Raw genomic sequence first — 20,027 nt, 5'->3', positions numbered from 1 at the left:
CAACGGCCCCCGGTCAGTGGACCGGGGGCTCGGGTCAGGGAGCCCGCCGCTACGGAGTGCTCGGCCGTCGGGTGCGCCGGGTGAGCCAGTGCAGGGCGGCCGCGTACAGGGTGAGGACGAGGGCGAGCAGCGGATAGTAGGCCAGGGGCAGCGCGGCCATGCCGATCAGCGGGCCGAGCGGCGAGAGCGGAAGCAGCAGGCCGGTCAGCGCGAGCACGCCCGCGGTGACCGGGATGCCGCCGCCGCGGCCGGTGCGCAGCAGCACCATCACCAGGGCCTGGGTCAGCAGGTTCTCGGTGAACCAGCCCGCGTGGAAGGCGGTTTCGCCCCGGGTGTCGCTGACCGCCCAGACCAGGACGGCGAAGGTCGCGAGGTCGGCGGCGGCGTTGAGCACCCCGTACCCGGTGACCGAGGCCAGGACTTCGCGGGGGCGGAGCTTGAGCGGGCGGCGCAGCATCGCGGCCCGCGGCCGGTCGTAGGCGAAGGCCAGCTGGGCCGCGTCGAAGCACAGGTTCTGGACCAGGACCTGCGCGGGCAGCATCGGCAGGAACGGCAGCAGCAGACCGGCGGTCAGCATCGCGATGACGTTGCCGAGGTTCGAGGACAGGGTGATCCGCAGATAGCCCGCGATGGTGGCACCGCCCCCACGACCGGCCACGATGGCGTGGTCGAGCGAGGTGAGGTCCTTCGCCGCGAGCACGACGTCCGCCGTCTCCCGGGCCACGTCCACGGCCTCGGGCGGACAGATGCCGACGTCGGATGCGCGCATCGCGGGCAGGTCGTTGACGCCGTCGCCGAGGAATCCGGTGACGTGTCCGCGCTCGCGCAGGGCCCGCACGATCCGGGCCTTCTGCTCGGGGGAGCAGCGGGCGAAGACGGTACTGCGGTCGGCGAGTTCGCCCACCCCGGCGTCGTCGAGGCCGTCGAGCGAGGCGGCGGTGACGACCTCGCCCGGGTCGAGGCCGAGCTCGCGGCAGGCGCGGGCGGCCGTGCCGGGGTGGTCGCCGGTCAGCACCTTCACGGCGACGCCCCGGTGGGCCAGCGCGGCAAGGGCGTCCGCCGCCGAATCGGCGGTCGCGTCGCGCAGCCCGACCAGGCCCTTCAGGGTGAGCCCGCGCTCGTCCGCGACGGTGTACGGGCGCCCGGCGGCGGGCCGTTCGGCGAGGGCCACCGCGAGGACGCGCAGCCCGTCCGCGGCGAGGCGGTCGGCGAGCGCGACCGCCCTTTCCCGTTCGTCGGCGGAGAGCGGACACCGTTCCAGAACGTCCTCGACGGCGCCCTTGACCACCAGCGTGTGGTGGCCGAGCCGGCGCGGGGTGTCGACCACGGCCGTGGAGAGCCGGCGCACCGGGTCGAAGGGGAGGGCGGCGACCGCGTCGTACTCCAGGGCGTCCGCGGGCAGTCGCTCCTCGGCCGCGTCGAGCAGGGCCTCGTCGAGGGCGTCGGCGGCGGGCAGTTCGGCGAGCTGCAGGGTCCACAGGCTGTTGACGGCGGCCCAGTGCAGGACCGAGTCGTCGGGGCGGCCGGCCGTGTCGAGGGCGCAGTCCAGGACCGGCCGGTCCTGGGTCAGCGTGCCGGTCTTGTCCAGGCAGACGACGTCGACGGCACCCAGGTCGTGCAGCGCCGGCAGCCGCTTGACGATCACCCGGTGGGTGCGGGCGAGCGCCGACGCCCCGCGCGCGAGCGTGGTCGTCACGATGACCGGCAGCATCTCGGGCGTGAGCCCGACCGCGACGGCCACCGCGAAGGGCAGCGTCTCCAGGCCCCGGCCGCGCAGCGCCGCGTTGGCCATCAGGACCAGCGGCGGGGTGAGCAGCATGAACCGGATCAGAATCCAGGAGATTCCGTACACCGACCGGTCGAAGGCCGTCGTGCGCCGGTCGTCGCGGTGCGGCTTGTCGGCCCGCGCGAACCGCGTGTCGGCGCCGGTCGAGACCACCACGCCGGTGCCGCTGCCCGAGGCCACGCTGCTGCCCTGGAAGCAGACCTCCGGCCGGTCGAAGTCCTGCTCGTCCAGGGCGTGCGTCGGCGCAGCTCCGGGCGGCGCCGGTGCCGCGGGCTCGTCCACCGGGTACTTGGGGACCGGTGCGGACTCGCCGGTCAGCGCCGCCTGATGCATCGTCAGACCGGTCGCCCGCAGCAGCCGCAGATCCGCCGGTACGAGATCGCCGGGTGCGAGCCGCACCACATCGCCGGGCACCACCTGGTCCACCGGGACCTCGCGCGGCACCGGCGCCGCCTCGTCGTCCGTCCTGCGCAGCACGGTCGCGGTGCTCGCCACCAACTCCCGCAGCCCGGCCGCCGACCGGTCGGCACGGTGCTCGCCGGCCGCCCGCAGCGCACAGCTCACCACTACGAGCACCGCGATGACGGAGGCCGTCGCCCAGGCCGCGACCAGCGCGGAGACCAGCGCGAGACAGGCGAGCACGGCGGTGAACGGGTCGCGCAGACTGCGCAGGAAAACAATCGGCAGGGACGGAACTCGGCGGGCGGGAAGGACGTTTTCCCCATATCGCACGAGACGTGCCTCGGCTTCGGACTCCACGAGTCCCCGCGGACCGGAGCCGAGCGAGCGGAGCAACTGCAGCGGAGTGCTCCTTGACAACTGCAGAGGAGAGATCCGCTCAGGCGCCCAGGTCACGGACGAGTCCCGACGGTCCCGGCAGCTTCACGCCCCCGCCAAGACGGGCGACCAGCCAGCGCACCATCTGAGCCACATCGGGATCGTCGACGAGGTAGACGACCCGCCGTCCCTCCCGCCGGGACCGGACGAGCCCCGCGAGTTTCAGCTTCGCCAGATGCTGACTGACGGCCGGCAGCGCACCGCCGACCCTCTCGGCCAGCCCCGACACATCGGACTCGCCGTGGCTCAGCGTCCACATGATGTGCAGCCGCGCGGGCGAGGCAAGGAGTCCGAAGACCCCCGCTGCCTCGCCGAGCACCTCGGCCGACGGGTCGGTGCTGCTCGTCGTCGTCACCGTTGCCTCCGTCTCCTCGGTGGGGTGGCCCTGTCCGTCGCCTTCGGAGGCCAGTCTAGGGGCGTCGGCTCATAGGGATACGAGGGTGATCTCGGTTGCCTTGATGCTGGTCCATACGGTGGCGCCTTCGGTGAGGCGGAGGTCGGCTGCCGCGTGTGGGGTGATTTCGGCGATGAGGTCCGGGGTGTGGTCGGAGGTGATGAGGATGCGGAGGCGGCTGCCGCTGGCGGTGATTTCGCGGATGGTGCCGGGCCAGATGTTGCGGGGGCTGCCGGTGGGGCGAGTGTGGTGGAGGGCGACCGATTCGGGGGTGATGATGGCCAGCGCTTTGGTGCGGGCGGGTAGTTGTTCCGCGGTGGTGATGTGAGTGCCGTTGGCGAGGGTGAGTCCGGTGGCGTCTGCGGTGCCGGGCCAGGCGTTGCGGCCGAGCATGCGGGCGACCCAGGGGGAGCGGGGGTGGCGGGTGACCTCGGTGGGTGGGGCGTCCTGGAGGGTGCGTCCGTCGTGGAGGACGAGGACGCGGTCGGCGAGGGAGACGGCTTCGACGGGGTCGTGGGTGACGATGAGGCAGACGCCGGGGAAGCCGGCGAGGTGGGTGCGCAGCGTGTGGCGGACGTGGGCGCGGGTGGTCTGGTCGAGGGCGGCGAGGGGCTCGTCGAGGAGGAGGAGCCGGGGTTGTGCGGCCAGTGCTCGTGCGAGGGCGACGCGTTGGGCCTGGCCGCCGGAGAGCTGGGCGGGTTTGCGGTGGGCGAGGTGGCCGACGCCGAGTCGGTCGAGCCAGGTCTGGGCGGTTGCGCGCGCCTGTGCGCGGGGGGTGCCCTGGGCGCGGAGTCCGTAGGCGGTGTTGGTGAGGGCGGTGAGGTGGGGGAAGAGGGCGCCGGCCTGCGGGACCCAGGCGACGCCGCGTTTGTGCGGGGGCAGGTCGGTGACGTCGGTGGTGCCGAGGCGGAGGGTGGCGTGGGCGCGGTCGGTGAGGCCGAGCAGGGCGCGTAGCAGGGTGGTTTTGCCGGCACCGTTCTCGCCGACGACGGCGATGGTGGTGCCGGGCTCGGCGTGCAGGGTCAGCTCGTTGAACCCGGTCACCTCGGCGTCGAGGGACCAACTCTGCTTGCCGGCGGGAGACTTGAGGTCGTCGTCCTTGGGCGGGGCGGAGTGGTCCGGCAGGGCCGGCGCGGGGTCGGTCTCCAGGGCGGGGCTGTCCGCCGCGGCGGGGGAGGGCGCGCCGCCGCGTACCGAGGCGCCGCCGGTCCAGCGGCCGCGCAGGGCGATGAGTACGGCCATCGCGATGGCGAGCAGCAGCAGGGATACGGAGGTCGCGGCCTCGGGGGAGTCCTGGAGGAGGAGGTAGACCTGGAGCGGGAGGGTCTGGGTGGTGCCGGGGAGGTTGCCCGCGAAGGTGATGGTCGCGCCGAACTCGCCGAGTGCCCGGGCCCAGGTGAGTGCGGCGCCGGCGGCCAGGCCAGGGGCCACCATGGGCAGCGTCACGGTGAGGAAGACGCGGAACGGGGAGGCGCCCAGGGAGGCCGCCGTCTCCTCGTACGACGGACGCAGGCCTCCGAGCGCGCCCTCCAGGCTGATCACCAGGAAGGGCATCGCGACGAACGTGGCGGCGACCACGGCGCCTGAGGTGTGGAAGGGCAGCGTGATGCCGAAGGTGTTCTCCAGCCACGGGCCGAGCAGTCCGCGCCGCCCGAAGCCGAGCAGCAGGGCCACGCCGCCGACCGTGGGCGGCAGCACCATCGGCAGCAGGACGAGCGAGCGCACCAGGGACTTGCCGGGGAAGTCGACCCGGGACAGCAGCCAGGCCAGGGGCACCCCGAGGAGCAGGGAGAGGCCCAGTGCCCAGAACGAGACGACGAGCGAGAGCCGCAGGGCCTCGGTGACGTCGGGGCCGGTCAGATGGGTGCCGAGTTCGCCCCAGGAGGTGCGGGCCAGGATGCCGAGGAGCGGCATCAACAGGAACGCGATGGCGAGCAGTGCGGGCAGCGCCAGGGCCACGGGCGGGCGCCGACGGGTGCGGGAGCGGCTGCGGGTCATACGGGTTCCCCCGGTGTCCTGAGGGCGCGGGGCCTGCCCGCCCGGTACGAGCAGACAGTGTGAACGGGCATACCACGCAAGGGAGTTGGAGCAACGGCGGCCAGGGGGCCGGGCCGGCTACGGCTGCTGGAAGCCGGCGTCCGCGAGGATCTTCTGGGCCTCGGGGGTGGAGAGCCACTTCACGAACGCGGTGGCGGCGTCCGCGTTCTTGGACGCCTTGAGGGTGGCGGCCGGGTAGGAGGCGACGGCGTTCTGCGCGTCCGGGATGTCGACGGTGTCGACCTTGCCCTTGGCGGAGGCGGCGTCGGTCTTGTAGACGATGCCCGCGTCGGCCTCGCCCAGCTCGACCTTGGACAGCACGGCGCGGACGTTGGGCTCCTGGGAGACCGGCTTCACCGTGAGGTGCTGCTTGTCCAGGACCTGCTTGCTGTAGCGGCCGACCGGGACCTCGGGCGCCGCGAGGACGACCTTGAGGCTGGTGTTGGTCAGGCCCTTGAGGTCCTCGACCTTCTTCGGGTTGCCCTTGCCCGTCGTGATCACCAGACGGTTCTTGGCGATGATCGACGGGTCGTTCACGTCGGCCTTGAGGCCGTCCATCGTCTTGGTGTCCGCCGTCACCAGCGCGTCCGCCGGGGCGCCCTGCTTGACCTGGGCCGCCAGCTCCTGCGAGCCGGCGAAGGAGAACTTGATGTGCGTACCCGGGTTCTCCTTCTCGTAGGCGGCACCCGCCGCCTTGAAGACATCGGTCAGCGAGGACGCGGCGAGCACGGTCAGCTGCGCGGCCTTCGGCGCGGAGCCGGCACTCCCGGACGGGGAAGCGCTCTTGTCGCTGCTGCCACTGTCCTTGCTGCTGCTGCTGCAGGCCGAGGCCAGCGGAATCAGCAGGGCGGCGGAGACGACGGCCGCGGCGGCGCGGCGGCGCTGGGTACTGAGAGCCATGACAGACATGGATGGAGCTCCTTCGGATGCTTGATGAGCCGCGCCGGGAGGTGAGGGCTTCCCCCGCTGGGTGGCCTCGGGAGCATCCGGGTCGGATGTCCGTCGGTCACCGGGGAAGGGCGACGCCGCGGGGACGTAGGTGTGGCCTGTCGACCTAGGTGCGGTCGATGTGCACGCTGGTGGACTTCACCCGCGCGGTGGCCTGCATGCCCACCTCAAGGCCCAGCTCTTCGACGGCCTCCCGGGTCAGGAGGGAGACGAGGCGGTGCGGACCGGCCTGGATCTCGACCTGGGCGGCGACGTCACCGAGCTTGACGGCGGTGACGATGCCGGGGAAGGCGTTGCGGACGGAGGTGTAGGGCACCTCTTCCTCACTGTTGGAGGACTGGCCCACCTCGATGGAGAAGGCGGCCAGATCCCGCCCGTCGATGAGTCGGCGGCCGCCTTCGTCACGATGGGTCGTGACGCGGCCGCCGTCGGCCCAGCGGCGCACGGTGTCGGGGCTGACGCCGAGCAGACGCGCTGCCTGGCCGATGGTGTAGGACTGCATGTGCGACAAGATAGGCGGCTTCACGCCGCATATACAAAGGGTCCGTCGGAACATACACCGCAGCTGCGGAGCCGAATGGACGAAGGTCCAAGCCGCCCGGCGCCGCCCTCGGGCGCCCGCCGCACGGCGCCGCGGGAGGCCCGTCGACGTCCTTCCGTGCTCACCTGCCGTGGGGCGTTCGGAGCGGTCAGGGCCAGACCAGGCAGTACGGCTGGTGGCCCGCCTCGTGCAGCCGGTGCGAGAAGTCCTGCCATTCGTGCAGGAGTTGATAGACGTTGAACGCGTCACGCGGGCCGCCGCGGTCCGGGACCGTGGACCATATGAAGGCCGCGGCGCCGACCGACTCCTCGCCGACGCCGCGCAGCGGGTCGACGACCGTCATGGGCAGCTTGACCACCGCGTAGTCGGGGTGCAGGACGACGAGTTCCAGCGGTGGGACCTTGTGCAGCGGTATGCCCTGAATGCCGGTGAGGACCATCGCGGCCATCGTCTCCGGCTTGATCTTGGTGAACATGCCGCCCATGCCCAGCTCGTCGCCGCCCAGCTCCTCCGGGCGCATGGTGACGGGCACCCGGGCCGCGGTCGCGCCGTCCGGGGCACCGAAGTACTTGTAGGTCACCCCCACCCGGCCACTTCCGTTCCCTGCCAGAGCGCCGTCCCCGACCCGGTCGATCCGGTCCTGGGCGTCGCGCCGCCGGTGCCGTCCCCGCCGGTGGGCGCGCTCGGGGCCCCGGTCATCGGTCCCCTCGCCCAGTCCGCCACCGCGATGCATATCCTTCACCCGACTGCTTGTAGCCCGACTGCTTTGTAGATGCCGCGGCCCCCACCGCGCAACCCGATCATCCGCCGATGCCACTCCATCATCTGCGGATCATCGTGTCATTGACCTCCCCAGCGCGGGTGCGGTGAAACACCGGTCCGCAAGAACGTCCGGGCCTCTGCCACCATGGCGGGTGTGAGCTATCCGTACGAATACGACGCCCCAGTTTCGCAGAACCTCTTCGACCGTGCGTCCGCCGTGACGCCCGGCGGTGTGAACTCCCCTGTCCGCGCCTTCCGGGCCGTGGGCGGTACGCCCCGGTTCATGGTGTCCGGTACGGGGCCCTATCTGACCGACGCCGACGGCCGCGAGTACGTCGACCTGGTGTGTTCGTGGGGTCCGATGATCCTCGGGCATGCGCACCCCGAGGTCGTCGCCGCCGTGCAGGAGGCCGTCGCCCGCGGCACCTCCTTCGGTACGCCCGGCGAGGGTGAGGTCGCGCTCGCCGAGGAGATCGTGGCCCGGATCGAGCCGGTCGAGCAGGTCCGCCTGGTGTCCTCGGGCACCGAGGCGACCATGTCCGCGATCCGCCTGGCGCGCGGCTTCACCGGCCGCGCCAAGGTGATCAAGTTCGCAGGCTGCTACCACGGACATGTGGACGCGCTGCTCGCCGCCGCCGGTTCCGGGGTCGCCACGTTCGGCCTCCCCGACACCCCCGGCGTCACCGGCGCCCAGGCCGGCGACACGATCGTGCTGCCGTACAACGATCTGGACGCGGTGCACGCGGCGTTCCACGCCAACCCGGGTGAGATCGCCTGTGTGATCACCGAGGCCTCGCCCGGCAACATGGGCGTCGTGCCGCCGGCGGACGGCTTCAACGCGGGTCTGAAGGCGGCCTGTGCGAAGAACGGCGCGCTGTACATCTCGGACGAGGTGATGACTGGTTTCCGTACGTCGAAGGCGGGTTGGTTCGGCGTCGACGGCGTCGTGCCGGACCTCATGACGTTCGGCAAGGTCATGGGTGGCGGCTTCCCGGCCGCGGCGTTCGGCGGCCGCGCCGACGTCATGGGCCACCTCGCCCCGGCGGGCCCGGTCTACCAGGCGGGCACCCTGTCCGGTAACCCGGTCGCGACCGCCGCCGGCCTCGCCCAGCTGCGGCTGCTCGACGACGCGGCGTACGCCAAGGTCGACGCCGTCTCGCGGGAGGTCCAGGCGCTGGTCACCGGCGCGCTCAGCAAGGAGGGCGTGGCCCACCGGGTGCAGACGGCGAGCAACATGTTCTCCGTCTTCTTCACCGCCGACGAGGTCTGCAACTACGACGACGCGAAGAAGCAGGAGTCCTTCCGCTTCAACGGGTTCTTCCACTCGATGCTGTCGCAGGGCGTCTACCTGCCGCCCTCGGCGTTCGAGTCCTGGTTCCTGTCGACCGCCCACGACGAGCGTGCGATCGAGCGCATCGCGGCCGCGCTGCCCGCCGCCGCCCGTGCCGCCGCGGAGGCCACCGCATGAGCGAGAACAACATGAGCGAGAACAACGCCGGAAACGAACTGACCGTCGTGCACCTGATGCGCCACGGCGAGGTGCACAACCCGGACGGAGTGCTCTACGGGCGCCGTTCCGGCTACCACCTCTCCGAGCTCGGCCGGCAGATGGCCGACCGGGTCGCCGAGCACCTGGCGGGCCGTGACATCACCCATGTCGTGGCCTCCCCGCTGGAGCGCGCCCAGGAGACGGCGGACCCGATCGCCAAGGTGCACGGCCTCGACCTGGCGACCGACCCGCGTCTCATCGAGGCGGGCAACGTCTTCGAGGGCAAGACCTTCGGCGTCGGCGACGGCGCGCTGCGCAAGCCCGCCAACTGGAAACACCTGACGAACCCGTTCCGCCCGTCCTGGGGCGAGCCGTACGTCGAGCAGGTCGTGCGGATGATGGGCGCCCTGGACGCGGCGCGCGACGCGGCGCGGGGGCACGAGGCGGTGTGCGTCAGCCACCAGTTGCCGATCTGGATCGTGCGCAGCTTCGTCGAGAAGCGGCGCCTGTGGCACGACCCGCGCAAGCGGCAGTGCACGCTGGCCTCGCTGACCAGCTTCACCTACCGGGGCGACCGGATCGTGTCCGTGGGCTACAGCGAGCCCGCCCGCGATCTCGTACCGGCGCATCTGCTGGCCGGCGCCAAGCCGGTCAAGGGCAAGTCGAAGGCCTTCGGCGCCTGATGTCCCTCACCTGATGTCCCTCACCTGACGTCTCCGGCCCGAGGCGCCCGGCCCGAGGTCTCGGGGTCGGCCCGGCGTCTCAGGGCCGACGTCTCCGGCCGGCCGGATGGTCCCGGCCGGCCGGATGGTCCCGGTCGGCCGGATCGTCCCGGCCGGCCGTCGGCCCCGGCATTGGCATCCGACCCGGCCGCCCCACCAGCCCGTCCAGCGACACCGTTCGCACGACCTTCACCCCCCGCCCCCTCGACCCGCACCCACATCTCGTACGGTTTACGAAGATTTGTGCGAGCTGTGTGGAACCGGCCAGGTTTCACCCGACATCTCACAGATCGCCCAACTGCGGTGACGCGCTTGGGGTTCGAGGACGACGAGACGACGGTGCGAAGCGATGGGAACGGACGGGCTTATGCGGGAGATCGGCCGGAACGTCAGCCGACGGGGCATGCTGGGGCTTGGTCTGGGGGCCGCAGCGGCGGCCGGCCTGGCCGGCTGCGGAACGTCGGGCGGCAGCGGTAGCGGTTCCAGTGGCAAGGGCGGCGGTGAAAGCGGTGACGCGGCCGCCAAGAAGGCCGACGCGAAACTGATAGGCGACGGTTCCACGGCCGACACCGGCAAGCAGCCGCACCAGCCCGAGAAGCCCGTTCCGCTCCAGCCCGGCGAGACACCGCCCCAGTTCGTCATCTTCTCCTGGGACGGCGCCGGCGAGGTCGGCAACGGCCTCTTCCCGCGCTTCCTCCAGCTCGCCAAGGACCACGGCGCGGGCATGACGTTCTTCCTCTCCGGCCTGTATCTGCTGCCCGAGGCCAAGAAGCGCCTCTACCGGCCGCCGAACAACGCCGTCGGCGCCTCCGACATCGGCTACCTCTCCGACCCGCACATCAAGGAGACGCTGAAGTACGTCCGCCAGGCCTGGACCGAAGGCCATGAGATAGGCACGCACTTCAACGGTCACTTCTGCACCGGACGCGGCACGGTCGAGCACTGGACCGCCGCCCAGTGGCAGAGCGAGATAGACCAGGCGATCGACTTCGTCACCAAGTGGAAGACGAACACCGGCTGGACGGACGAGGACCCGCTCCCGTTCGACTACAAGCGCGAGCTCGCCGGCGGCCGTACCCCCTGCCTGCTCGGTCAGGACAACCTGCTGCCCACCGCTCAGAAGCTGGGCTGGCGCTACGACGCCTCCTCGCCCGGCGGCACCCAGGTCTGGCCGGTCAAGCGGCACGGCCTGTGGGACCTGCCGCTCCAGCAAATACCCTTCCCCGGGCATTCCTTCCAGGTCCTCTCGATGGACTACAACATCCTCGCCAACCAGTCGAAGAATTCGACCAAGGCGCCGCCGGCCAACTACCCGGGCTGGCGCAAGCAGGCCACCGAGGCCTATCTCGCCGGATTCAAGCGGGCCTACGAAACGAATCGCGCGCCCTTCTACATCGGAAACCACTTCGAGGAGTGGAACGGCGGCATCTACATGGACGCCGTCGAAGAGGCCTTCAAGGGCATCGTCGCGAAGCGGGACGAGAAGAAGGATGTGAGGCTCGTCTCCTTCAAGCAGTACTGCGACTGGCTCGACGTCCAGGACCCGAAGGTGCTCGCCAAGCTGCGCACGCTCGGCGTGGGACAGGCCCCCGCCGGTGGCTGGAACGCGTTCCTCAAGGCCGTTTAGGCGTTCCTGACAAGGGGCTTTACGGGCAGTCAGGGGGGCGCGGAAGATCCCCGAAACAGACATGCGAAACTTTTCACATGTCCGTGAGTCCTGCCTTCCGACGCCGTCGCACCCTGACGCTGGCCGCGGCTGCCGCGGCCGCCGGTGCGCTGACCCTGACGGCCTGCGGTTCCGGTGGTACGTCCGGTGGTTCCGGTGACACCAAGTTCGTCACCGGCACCGGCGGCATCGCCACCGTCGCCAAGGGCGACCGTCAGAACGCCCCGGAGCTGTCCGGTGCCACCGTCGACGGCAAGCAGCTCGACGTCGCCTCGCTCAAGGGCAAGATCGTCGTGCTGAACGTCTGGGGCTCGTGGTGCGCGCCCTGCCGGGCCGAGGCGCCGTATCTGGCCAAGGTCTCCAAGGAGATGAAGTCCAAGGGCGTCGAGTTCGTCGGGATCAATACCCGCGACACCGACAAGGGTCCGGCCCAGAAGTTCGAGCAGGAATTCGGCGTCGACTATTCGAGCCTCTACGACCCGATCGGGAAGCTCATTCTGCGTTTCCCGAAGGGCAGCCTGAATCCGCAGGCCATTCCGTCGACGATCGTTCTCGACCGGAACGGCAAAATCGCCGCCCGCGCCCTGATGGCGCTCGACGACACCAAGCTGCACCAGATGATCGACCCGCTGATCGCGGAGAAGTGATCGCGTGATGGCACTGGCCGCCGTCGGCTCGATGAACGAAACGGTCTTCAGCGGGGCCCTGCTCGTGGCCCTGCCGGTCGCCGTACTCGGCGGCCTCGTCTCGTTCTTCTCGCCCTGCGTACTGCCCCTGGTCCCCGGTTATCTCTCGTACGTCACCGGAGTCACCGGCACCGACCTGGCCGAGGCCCGGCGCGGCCGGATGGTCGCGGGAGCGGGTCTGTTCGTCCTCGGCTTCACCGCGGTCTTCGTCTCCGGCGGCGCGCTGTTCGGCTACTTCGGCCAGAACCTCCAGGACCACAGCACCACGCTCTCCAAGATCCTCGGCGTGCTGATGATCCTGATGGGCGTCTTCTTCATGGGGCTCATGCCCTGGATGACCCAGCGCGAATTCCGCTTCCACAGACGGCCGGTGACCGGGCTCGCCGGAGCACCGCTGCTCGGCGCGCTCTTCGGCATCGGCTGGACGCCGTGCCTCGGCCCCACGCTCACCTCGGTGAACGCGCTCGCGATGGACCAGGCGAGCGCCGGCCGCGGGGCCATACTGACGGTCGCGTACTGTCTCGGCCTCGGGCTGCCGTTCGTGCTCGCGGCGGTCGCCTTCCGCAAGGCGCTCGGCGCCTTCGGCTGGGTCAAGAAGCACTACGTATGGGTGATGCGGATCGGCGGCGGCATGATGATCGTGACCGGCGTGCTGCTGCTCACCGGCGCTTGGGCGGAGCTCGTCCAGCAGGTACAGGGCTGGTCCCAAGGCTTTCAGGTGGGTGTCTGACGCATGAGCAAGACCGAATCGACTCCGGAGCCCGACCTCGGCGAGGCCGGGGCGCAGCTCTCCACCGCCCCCACCGAGGAACGGTCCAACGGCCCCGTCGGCATCGGCGTGATCGGCTGGTTCCGCTGGTTCTGGCGGCAGCTGACCTCGATGCGGGTCGCCCTGATCCTGCTGTTCCTGCTGTCGCTCGGCGCCATCCCCGGCTCGCTGATCCCGCAGACCAGCGTCGACGAGATGAAGGTCGCCGACTTCCAGAAGCGGCACGACACCCTCTCGCCGATCTACGAGAAGCTCGGCCTGTTCCACGTCTACAGCTCGGTGTGGTTCTCCGCGATCTACATCCTGCTGTTCGTCTCGCTCATCGGCTGCATCGTGCCGCGCACCTGGCAGTTCGTCGGCCAGCTGCGCGGCCGGCCGCCGGCCGCGCCCGGCCGTCTGACCCGGCTGCCCGCGTACACGACCTGGCGCACCGAGGCCGACCCCGAGCAGGTCCGCGAGGCCGCGCTCGCCATGCTCAAGAAGCGCCGCTTCCGCGCCCGGATCAGCTCGGACGCGGTCGCCGCCGAGAAGGGCTATCTGCGCGAGGCCGGCAACCTGATCTTCCACGTCTCGCTGATCGTGATCCTGGTGGCGTTCGCCACCGGCCAGCTCTTCAAGTCCGAGGGCGGCAAGCTGATCGTCCAGGGCGACGGGTTCTCCAACACCCTCACCCAGTACGACGACTTCCGGTCGGGCTCGCTCTTCAACACCGAGGACCTGGCGCCGTTCAGCTTCACCCTGGACCGCTTCGACGCCACGTACGAGCGCAGCGGGCCGGAGCTGGGCACGGCCCGCGAGTTCAAGGCGCACCTGACCTACTCCGAGGGCGCCGAAGGCAAGTCGCAGCAGAAGACCGTCGAGGTCAACAAGCCGCTCGTGGTCGACGGCTCCAAGGTCTACCTGCTCTCGCACGGCTACGCGCCGTCGGTCACCGTCAAGGACGGCAAGGGCAACGTCGTCTTCCACGGCGCGACGCCACTGCTGCCGATGGACAACAACCTGACCTCCAGCGGCGCCATCAAGGTGCTCGACGGCTACCGCGACGCCAAGGGGAACAAGGACCAGCTCGGCTTCGCCGCGTTCTTCGTGCCGACGTTCGGCGGCAAGGGCACCGGCGCGACCCAGATGTTCTCCAAGTTCCCGGCGCCCGACTTCCCGGTCCTCAACATCGGTGCCTACCACGGCGACCTCGGGCTCAACTCGGGGCTGCCGAAGAACGTGTACCAGCTGGACACCAGCAGCCGCTCGATCCAGCCCTTCAAGGACGACCAGGGCAAGATCCTCAAGAAGCTGCTGCTGCCGGGCGAGACCCTCCAACTGCCCGACGGCGCCGGGTCGATCACCTTCGACAAGGGCCCCATCAAGCAGTGGGCCAGCTTCCAGATCTCCCACCAGCCCGGCAACGGTCTCGCCCTCACCGGCGCGATCGGTGCCATCGCGGGGCTCGCCGGCTCGCTGTTCATCCAGCGGCGCCGGATCTGGGTCCGGGCCGTCCGGGGCGACGACGGCGTGACCGTCGTCGAGATGGCCGGGCTCGGCCGCAGTGAGTCCGCGAAGCTTCCCGAGGAGCTGGCCGATCTCGCGGTCACGCTCATCCCGCAGGCGCCGACCGCGCCGGATCCAGAACCCGAACCCTCAGTTGTTCCTGCCGAAGGGGCTGAGAAGTGAATCTCGCCGCCACCACCAATGAGAGCCTGGCCCACACCAGCAACTACCTGATCTACTCGTCGATGGCCGTGTATCTGCTGGCCTTCTTCGCCAACATGGCCGAGTGGCTCTTCGGCAGTCGCAGCAAGGTCGCCCGCACGGCCGCCGCGCTGACCGGCACCGGTCAGCAGGCCAAGGACACGGGCACCGTGAAGGTCGAGGTCGCCACGAAGAACGGCGGCACCGCGGTCCTGGAGCACCCCAGGGTCGTGACCCGCTCGGCCGCCGGAACGCGTGACGTGCCGGACGGTCCCGGTGCCTCGGGCGGTGACGAGAAGGGCGACCTCTACGGCCGCATCGCCGTCTCCCTGACGGTGCTCGCCTTCCTCATCGAGTTCTGCGGTGTGCTCACCCGCGCGCTGTCCGTGCAGCGGGCGCCGTGGGGCAACATGTACGAGTTCAACCTGACCTTCTCGACGGTCGCGGTCGGCGTGTACCTGGCGCTGCTGGCCCTGAAGAAGAACGTCGGCTGGCTCGGCCTTCCGCTGGTCACCACGGTCCTGCTCGACCTCGGGCTCGCCGTGACCGTGCTCTACACCGCGAGCGACCAGCTGGTGCCCGCGCTGCACTCGTACTGGCTGTGGATCCACGTCTCCACCGCGATCTTCTGCGGCGCGGTGTTCTACGTGGGCGCGGTCGCCACGATCCTGTACCTCTTCCGCGACCGGTACGAGTCGAAGCTGGCCGAGGGCGGCAAGCCGGGCAGCTTCGCGACCTCCGTCATGGAGCGCCTGCCCGCCGCGTCCTCGCTCGACAAGTTCGCCTACCGCGTGAACGCGGCGGTCTTCCCGCTGTGGACGTTCACGATCATCGCGGGCGCGATCTGGGCGGGCGACGCGTGGGGCCGCTACTGGGGCTGGGACCCGAAGGAGACCTGGTCCTTCATCACCTGGGTCGCGTACGCCTGCTACCTGCACGCCCGTGCCACGGCCGGCTGGAAGGGTCGCAAGGCGGCGACGCTGGCCCTGATCGCGTTCGGGTGCTGGCTGTTCAACTACTACGGCGTGAACATCTTCGTCAACGGCAAGCACTCCTACGCGGGCGTCTGACCGTTTCGGGTTGCCCGGTACGGCTGGGGCGGGCCCCCTGGGGCTCCGCCCCAGACCCCGGAGCTCGCCCCTCCCCGCCCCTTCCCGCTGTGACGTGTACGGCTCCGCCGCGTGGCCTCCGGGGGACAGGAGGTGCCGGGTGCGAGTTCGGGTGCGGATCGTGCGTGGCTGGTCGCGCAGTTCCCCGCGCCCCTAAATGCCTCGGTGCTGGCCGGCATCGGGCATTTCAGCCCGTCCGGCGTTTGAGGACGAGTGCCCTCAAGGCGCGAACGGGGTCTGGGGCGGAGCCCCAGGAGGCACCCCGGGCTACGCCTCCTCGCCCAGGTCGCGCCGCTTGCGGTCCTCCAGGGACGCGAGGAACTCCGGGTTGTCGTCCGGCGCGGTCCAGCGGGTCGGGGCCCGGCGGACCTTGCCCGCGATCAACCAGGCGACCGGGCCGACCAGAACCTCGCCGAAGAGCAGCACGATGATGATCCACACCACCTTGGGGAGGCCCTTGACCTCCGCCTCCGGCGTGTTCAGGCAGTCGATGAACGCGTAGATCCACAGCGCCAGGACCAGCAGGAACGGCAGATACCTCAGCATGGTTGGGCGGTCCCCCCGGGAACGGTTGCGGGCCGTGCCTCGGCCCCGGTGACCGGCCCAGGGTATCCGGTGCCCGATACTTGACCCCATGGCTTACGACGATCTCCGATCCCTGCTCAGGGCACTGGAGCGCGAGGGCGACCTCAAGCGCATCAAGGCCGAGGTCGACCCGTACCTCGAAGTCGGCGAGATCGTCGACCGGGTCAACAAGGCCGGCGGCCCGGCCCTCCTCTTCGAGAACGTCAAGGGCGCCTCCATGCCCCTGGCCATGAACGTGTACGGCACCGACCGCCGACTGCTCAAGGCGCTGGGCCTCACGTCGTACGAGGAGATCAGCGACAAGATCGGCGGCCTGCTCAAGCCGGAGCTGCCGCAGGGCTTCGTCGGCATCCGCGAGGCCTTCGGCAAGCTCGGCTCGATGGTGCACGTGCCGCCGAAGAAGGTGAAGCAGGAGGCGGCCCCCGTCCAGGAGGTCGTGCTCACCGGCGACGACGTGGATCTGGACCAGCTGCCCGCGCTGTTCACCTGGCCCGAGGACGGCGGCTCGTTCTTCAACCTCGGCCTCACGCACACCAAGCACCCCGAGACGGGCGTGCGCAACCTCGGTCTGTACCGCCTCCAACGCCACGACAAGCGCACCATCGGCATGCACTGGCAGATCCACAAGGACAGCCGCAACCACTACGCGGTCGCCGCCAAACGCGGCGAGCGGCTGCCGGTCGCGATCGCCTTCGGCTGCCCGCCGGCCGTCACGTACGCCTCGACCGCGCCGCTGCCGGGCGACATCGACGAGTACCTCTTCGCCGGGTTCATCCAGGGCAAGCGGATCGAGATGGTCGACTGCAAGACCGTGCCGCTCCAGGTTCCGGCCAACGCCGAGGTCGTCATCGAGGGCTGGCTGGAGCCGGGCGAGATGCTGCCCGAGGGCCCGTTCGGCGACCACACCGGGTTCTACACCCCGCAGGAACCGTTCCCCGCGCTGACGATCGACTGCGTCACGATGCGCAGGCGCCCGCTGCTCCAGTCCATCGTCGTCGGCCGCCCGCCGACCGAGGACGGGCCCCTCGGCCGGGCCACCGAGCGGTTCTTCCTGCCGCTCCTCAAGATCATCGTGCCGGACATCGTGGACTACCACCTGCCGGAGTCGGGCGGCTTCCACAACTGCGCGATCGTCTCGATCGACAAGAAGTACCCCAAGCACGCCCAGAAGGTGATGCACGCCATCTGGGGCGCGCACATGATGTCGCTGACCAAGCTCATCGTGATCGTGGACGCCGACTGCGACGTCCACAACCTGCACGAAGTGTCCTGGCGGGCCTTCGGGAACACCGACTACGCCCGCGACCTCACCGTCGTCGAAGGACCCGTCGACCATCTCGACCACGCCTCCTACCAGCAGTTCTGGGGCGGCAAGGCGGGCATCGACGCGACCGCGAAGTGGCCCGAGGAGGGCTACACGCGCGACGGCGGCTGGCCCGCCATGGTCGAGTCGGACGCGGAGACGGCCGCACGGGTGACAAGGCGTTGGAAGGAATACGGACTGTGAGGTGCTGGCAGATGATGGACAACGGCAGCGCGGAGCGCGGGTTTCCCCGCCGCCGCGGGGATGAACCGGAGTACGGACTCTCGTGAGCGCCTCAGCCGCAGCAGTCCCGCAGCCGGGCCGCACCAAGGCCTTCCTGCGCCTGGTCATGATCGAGCACTCGGTCTTCGCGCTGCCCTTCGCCTACACCGCCGCGCTGACCGCGATGTTCCAGCTCGACCGGAACATCCACTGGGAGCGGCTGCTCCTGGTCACCGTCGCCATGGTGGGCCTGCGCACCTTCGCGATGGCCTGCAACCGGATCATCGACCGCGAGATCGACGCCCGCAACCCGCGCACCGCGGGCCGCGAGCTGGTCACCGGCGCGGTGTCGGTGCGCTCGGCCTGGACGGGCGCGGCCATCGCGCTCGTCGTCTTCCTCGGCGCCGCCGCCGCCCTCAACCCGCTGTGCCTGGCGCTCGCGCCGGTCGCGGTGATCCCGATGGTGGTCTATCCGTACGGGAAGCGGTTCACCAACTTCCCGCAGGCCATCCTCGGCATCGCGCAGGCGATGGGCCCGGTCGGCGCCTGGATCGCGGTCACCGGTTCGTGGTCGTGGGACGCGGTGATCCTGGGTCTCGCCATCGGCATCTGGATCGGCGGCTTCGACCTGATCTACGCCTGCCAGGACGTCGAGGCAGACCGCGGCCACGGCGTGAAGTCGGTGCCGGCCCGCTTCGGCATCCCGGCGGCGATCTACGGGGCGCGCGGCTGCCACTCCGTCACCATGGCGCTGCTCGTCTGGTACGCGCTCGCGACCGGCGCCGGGTTCTTCTTCTGGCTGGGTCTGCTCATCGTGCTCGCCGCCTTCCTCTACGAGCACACCCTGGTCAAGCCGCACGACCTGTCCCGCCTCAACCGGGCGTTCTTCCAGGTCAACGGGTTCATCGGAATCGCGCTTTTCGTGTGCGCGCTGCTCGACCTGCTGGTGCGAGGCCTGACGGTGTAGTGCCTGACCGGCCAGGTGCGACACCTGGCCCGGTCCCGCCCGGGGCCCGCCGGATAGGCTCGGACACGTGGAGCACGTGAACGTACACAGTCAGCAGCGCACCCCCTGGATCGTCGGGGTGTCGGGCGCGTCGGGGACGCCGTACGCGGCGGCGGTGCTGCGCGCACTGCTCGCCGCGGGCGAGAGCGTCGACCTGGTGGTCTCGCGCGCATCGCGCCTGACGTTGCTCGACGAGACGGGCATCGCGTTCCGCGACGCGCACTGGCAGGAGGACCTGCGGACCTGGCTGGCGCGGGGCGCCGACGGCAAGCCGGACACCTTCGGCGCGCTCGACGTCTCGGACGTACGGCACTGGGCGGCGGGGGATCTGGCGGCGGGGCCCTCGTCGGGCTCGTATCCGGTGCAGGGGATGCTGATCGTGCCGGCGTCGACGGCCTGTGTGGCCGGGGTCGCGCTCGGGCTTTCGAAGGACCTGTTGCAGCGGGCCGCGAGCGTGACGCTCAAGGAGCGGCGGAAGCTGGTGGTCGCGGTGCGCGAGACGCCGTTGAACGGTCAGACGCTCGGGCACCTGGTGACACTGGACGAGGCGGGCGCCGTGGTGCTGCCCGCCTCTCCGGCGTTCTACGCGGGGGCGACGCACATCCAGGATCTGGTGGACTTCGTCGCGGGGCGCGTACTGGATGCGGCAGGGGTGCCGCACGGCCTGTACCGCCGTTGGGAGGGAGAGCTCGGCTCGGGACGTCCCGGAGCCGAGCGAAGCCGAGACCTCGGAGGAGGCCCCCGCGAGGACTAGCGCTTCTTGGCGGCGCGCTTGGCGGCGCGGGGCTTCGTCGCGGACGGCTGGTGGGCACGGGACCGGTTGGCCAGGTCCTGAAGCTCGCGCATCCGGGCGTAGGCCATCTCGATCGTGTACACGGTGACAACTCCTGAAAGATCGTCTTTGATCTGCTGGAAAATTATGCAAGCAGCTGAATGATTCGCAGGGTGTTGGCCCTGCATGCCTTAGATTCTACACGTAAACTCGCGGTATCGCTGAACAATGGAAGGCTTCAGGCATATGGACGCCGTCGATAGGCAGCTCATCCAGGCACTGCGCGAGAACGGCAGGGCCTCGTACGCGGAACTGGGCCGGCTCGTCGGGCTCTCCGGCCCCAGCGTCACCGACCGCATCAACCGTCTGGAGGCCGCCGGTGTCATCACCGGATACCGCGCCACCGTGGACTCCGCCTCGCTCGGCCTCGGCGTCACCGCGCTGATCGGCATCTCCCTCTCGGACGCCGCCGACCACGAGGACGTGGCACGGCGGCTGCGCGATCTGGCGGAGATCGAGGACTGCTGGTTCATCGCGGGCGACGACTCGTACATGCTCAAGATCCGGGCCGGTGACGTGGACGGCCTGGAGAAGACGATCCGCAGGCTCGGCTCGACCAAGGGCGTCTCCCGCACCCGTACCACGATCGTGCTCTCCACCAAGTGGGAGAACCGGGTCGGGGAACTTCCCGAGTAGGGCGGGGCGTA

The 20,027-nt window shown here is 70.3% G+C and carries 19 protein-coding genes; 11 read left to right on the top strand and 8 right to left on the bottom strand.

Features of this window, described 5'->3' with window-relative positions; translation table 11 throughout:
• Positions 1 to 49: 49 nt before the first annotated feature.
• The 6 genes from mgtA to IE267_RS03650 form a co-directional block, all read right to left on the bottom strand.
• Positions 50 to 2,641, bottom strand: coding sequence for a magnesium-translocating P-type ATPase (gene mgtA / locus IE267_RS03675; RefSeq protein WP_189762102.1), 2,592 nt, complete (start codon positions 2,639 to 2,641; stop codon positions 50 to 52).
• Complete coding sequence (locus IE267_RS03670; RefSeq protein ID WP_053728831.1) at positions 2,625 to 2,978, bottom strand: ArsR/SmtB family transcription factor; 354 nt, start codon at positions 2,976 to 2,978, stop codon at positions 2,625 to 2,627. Before IE267_RS03670 ends, mgtA begins: the two co-directional genes overlap by 17 nt.
• A gap of 69 nt (positions 2,979 to 3,047) precedes the next feature.
• Positions 3,048 to 5,015, bottom strand: coding sequence for an ABC transporter permease (locus tag IE267_RS03665; protein WP_189762101.1), 1,968 nt, complete (start codon positions 5,013 to 5,015; stop codon positions 3,048 to 3,050).
• Positions 5,016 to 5,132: 117 nt separating this feature from the next.
• The gene (modA, locus tag IE267_RS03660; RefSeq protein WP_189762171.1) at positions 5,133 to 5,954 is read right to left on the bottom strand and encodes a molybdate ABC transporter substrate-binding protein; all 822 of its coding nucleotides are present in this window, start codon (positions 5,952 to 5,954) and stop codon (positions 5,133 to 5,135) included.
• A 154-nt stretch (positions 5,955 to 6,108) separates the two neighbouring features.
• Positions 6,109 to 6,504 (bottom strand): TOBE domain-containing protein, encoded by a 396-nt coding sequence (locus IE267_RS03655; RefSeq protein WP_100578725.1) that lies wholly within the window; start codon positions 6,502 to 6,504, stop codon positions 6,109 to 6,111.
• 187 nt (positions 6,505 to 6,691) lie between these two features.
• Entirely contained in the window at positions 6,692 to 7,276 is a 585-nt protein-coding gene (locus tag IE267_RS03650; RefSeq protein ID WP_161248083.1) for a hypothetical protein, read from the bottom strand.
• Positions 7,277 to 7,450: 174 nt separating this feature from the next.
• Here IE267_RS03650 and hemL point away from each other — a divergent pair, with 174 nt between their 5' ends.
• From hemL to ccsB, 7 genes are all read left to right on the top strand, one after another.
• Complete coding sequence (gene hemL, locus IE267_RS03645) at positions 7,451 to 8,773, top strand: glutamate-1-semialdehyde 2,1-aminomutase (RefSeq protein ID WP_189762100.1); 1,323 nt, start codon at positions 7,451 to 7,453, stop codon at positions 8,771 to 8,773.
• Positions 8,770 to 9,477 carry a histidine phosphatase family protein gene (locus IE267_RS03640; protein WP_373304453.1) on the top strand — a complete coding sequence of 236 codons (708 nt, stop codon included), beginning with the start codon at positions 8,770 to 8,772 and terminating at the stop codon, positions 9,475 to 9,477. The genes hemL and IE267_RS03640 overlap by 4 nt, the downstream gene beginning before the upstream one ends.
• A gap of 406 nt (positions 9,478 to 9,883) precedes the next feature.
• Entirely contained in the window at positions 9,884 to 11,143 is a 1,260-nt protein-coding gene (locus IE267_RS03635; RefSeq protein ID WP_167159628.1) for a polysaccharide deacetylase family protein, read from the top strand.
• A 77-nt stretch (positions 11,144 to 11,220) separates the two neighbouring features.
• Entirely contained in the window at positions 11,221 to 11,829 is a 609-nt protein-coding gene (locus IE267_RS03630; RefSeq protein ID WP_167157798.1) for a TlpA family protein disulfide reductase, read from the top strand.
• Between the two features lie 7 nt (positions 11,830 to 11,836).
• A complete protein-coding gene (locus IE267_RS03625; RefSeq protein WP_100578729.1) occupies positions 11,837 to 12,598 on the top strand; it encodes a cytochrome c biogenesis CcdA family protein in 762 nt (253 codons plus the stop codon).
• Between the two features lie 3 nt (positions 12,599 to 12,601).
• On the top strand, positions 12,602 to 14,305 hold the full coding sequence (resB, locus tag IE267_RS03620; RefSeq protein WP_161252310.1) for a cytochrome c biogenesis protein ResB: 1,704 nt from the start codon (positions 12,602 to 12,604) through the stop codon (positions 14,303 to 14,305).
• On the top strand, positions 14,302 to 15,393 hold the full coding sequence (ccsB, locus tag IE267_RS03615) for a c-type cytochrome biogenesis protein CcsB (protein ID WP_189762099.1): 1,092 nt from the start codon (positions 14,302 to 14,304) through the stop codon (positions 15,391 to 15,393). The genes resB and ccsB overlap by 4 nt, the downstream gene beginning before the upstream one ends.
• 306 nt (positions 15,394 to 15,699) lie before the next feature.
• Here the strand turns inward: ccsB and IE267_RS03610 are convergent, their stop codons facing one another.
• A complete protein-coding gene (locus IE267_RS03610) occupies positions 15,700 to 15,978 on the bottom strand; it encodes a PLD nuclease N-terminal domain-containing protein (RefSeq protein WP_167157791.1) in 279 nt (92 codons plus the stop codon).
• Between the two features lie 88 nt (positions 15,979 to 16,066).
• On the opposite strand from IE267_RS03610, the gene IE267_RS03605 reads away from it, so the two are divergent.
• The 3 genes from IE267_RS03605 (at position 16,067) to IE267_RS03595 (ending at position 19,302) form a co-directional block, all read left to right on the top strand.
• Complete coding sequence (locus tag IE267_RS03605) at positions 16,067 to 17,524, top strand: menaquinone biosynthesis decarboxylase (protein WP_167157789.1); 1,458 nt, start codon at positions 16,067 to 16,069, stop codon at positions 17,522 to 17,524.
• An 82-nt stretch (positions 17,525 to 17,606) separates the two neighbouring features.
• On the top strand, positions 17,607 to 18,509 hold the full coding sequence (gene mqnP, locus IE267_RS03600; RefSeq protein ID WP_189762098.1) for a menaquinone biosynthesis prenyltransferase MqnP: 903 nt from the start codon (positions 17,607 to 17,609) through the stop codon (positions 18,507 to 18,509).
• 76 nt (positions 18,510 to 18,585) lie between these two features.
• Complete coding sequence (locus tag IE267_RS03595) at positions 18,586 to 19,302, top strand: UbiX family flavin prenyltransferase (protein WP_167159623.1); 717 nt, start codon at positions 18,586 to 18,588, stop codon at positions 19,300 to 19,302.
• Here the strand turns inward: IE267_RS03595 and IE267_RS40075 are convergent.
• Positions 19,299 to 19,424: a hypothetical protein gene (locus IE267_RS40075; protein ID WP_268251523.1), complete on the bottom strand. Its 126-nt coding sequence runs from the start codon at positions 19,422 to 19,424 to the stop codon at positions 19,299 to 19,301. The two genes, IE267_RS03595 and IE267_RS40075, sit on opposite strands and share 4 nt — an antisense overlap.
• A gap of 142 nt (positions 19,425 to 19,566) precedes the next feature.
• Here IE267_RS40075 and IE267_RS03590 point away from each other — a divergent pair, with 142 nt between their 5' ends.
• Complete coding sequence (locus tag IE267_RS03590; protein ID WP_100578735.1) at positions 19,567 to 20,016, top strand: Lrp/AsnC family transcriptional regulator; 450 nt, start codon at positions 19,567 to 19,569, stop codon at positions 20,014 to 20,016.
• The last annotated feature ends 11 nt before the right edge of the window (positions 20,017 to 20,027 follow it).

Origin of the sequence: Streptomyces xanthochromogenes (assembly GCF_014650455.1) — a bacterium.
GTDB classification, from domain to species: Bacteria; Actinomycetota; Actinomycetes; order Streptomycetales; family Streptomycetaceae; genus Streptomyces; species Streptomyces xanthochromogenes.
The sequence above is the reverse complement of the archived record's forward strand: the minus strand, read 5'-3'. Positions and strand labels throughout refer to the sequence as shown.

Coding starts and splice junctions, on each gene's coding strand:
- IE267_RS03640 (WP_373304453.1), top strand. CDS start 8,770: ATGAGCGAGAACAACATGAGCGAGAACAACGCCGGAAACGAACTGACC.
- modA (WP_189762171.1), bottom strand. CDS start 5,954: ATGGCTCTCAGTACCCAGCGCCGCCGCGCCGCCGCGGCCGTCGTCTCC.
- IE267_RS03625 (WP_100578729.1), top strand. CDS start 11,837: ATGGCACTGGCCGCCGTCGGCTCGATGAACGAAACGGTCTTCAGCGGG.
- IE267_RS03610 (WP_167157791.1), bottom strand. CDS start 15,978: ATGCTGAGGTATCTGCCGTTCCTGCTGGTCCTGGCGCTGTGGATCTAC.
- hemL (WP_189762100.1), top strand. CDS start 7,451: ATGGCGGGTGTGAGCTATCCGTACGAATACGACGCCCCAGTTTCGCAG.
- IE267_RS03630 (WP_167157798.1), top strand. CDS start 11,221: ATGTCCGTGAGTCCTGCCTTCCGACGCCGTCGCACCCTGACGCTGGCC.
- IE267_RS03650 (WP_161248083.1), bottom strand. CDS start 7,276: ATGCATCGCGGTGGCGGACTGGGCGAGGGGACCGATGACCGGGGCCCC.
- IE267_RS03605 (WP_167157789.1), top strand. CDS start 16,067: ATGGCTTACGACGATCTCCGATCCCTGCTCAGGGCACTGGAGCGCGAG.
- IE267_RS03655 (WP_100578725.1), bottom strand. CDS start 6,504: ATGCAGTCCTACACCATCGGCCAGGCAGCGCGTCTGCTCGGCGTCAGC.
- resB (WP_161252310.1), top strand. CDS start 12,602: ATGAGCAAGACCGAATCGACTCCGGAGCCCGACCTCGGCGAGGCCGGG.
- IE267_RS03665 (WP_189762101.1), bottom strand. CDS start 5,015: ATGACCCGCAGCCGCTCCCGCACCCGTCGGCGCCCGCCCGTGGCCCTG.
- IE267_RS03590 (WP_100578735.1), top strand. CDS start 19,567: ATGGACGCCGTCGATAGGCAGCTCATCCAGGCACTGCGCGAGAACGGC.
- IE267_RS03635 (WP_167159628.1), top strand. CDS start 9,884: ATGCGGGAGATCGGCCGGAACGTCAGCCGACGGGGCATGCTGGGGCTT.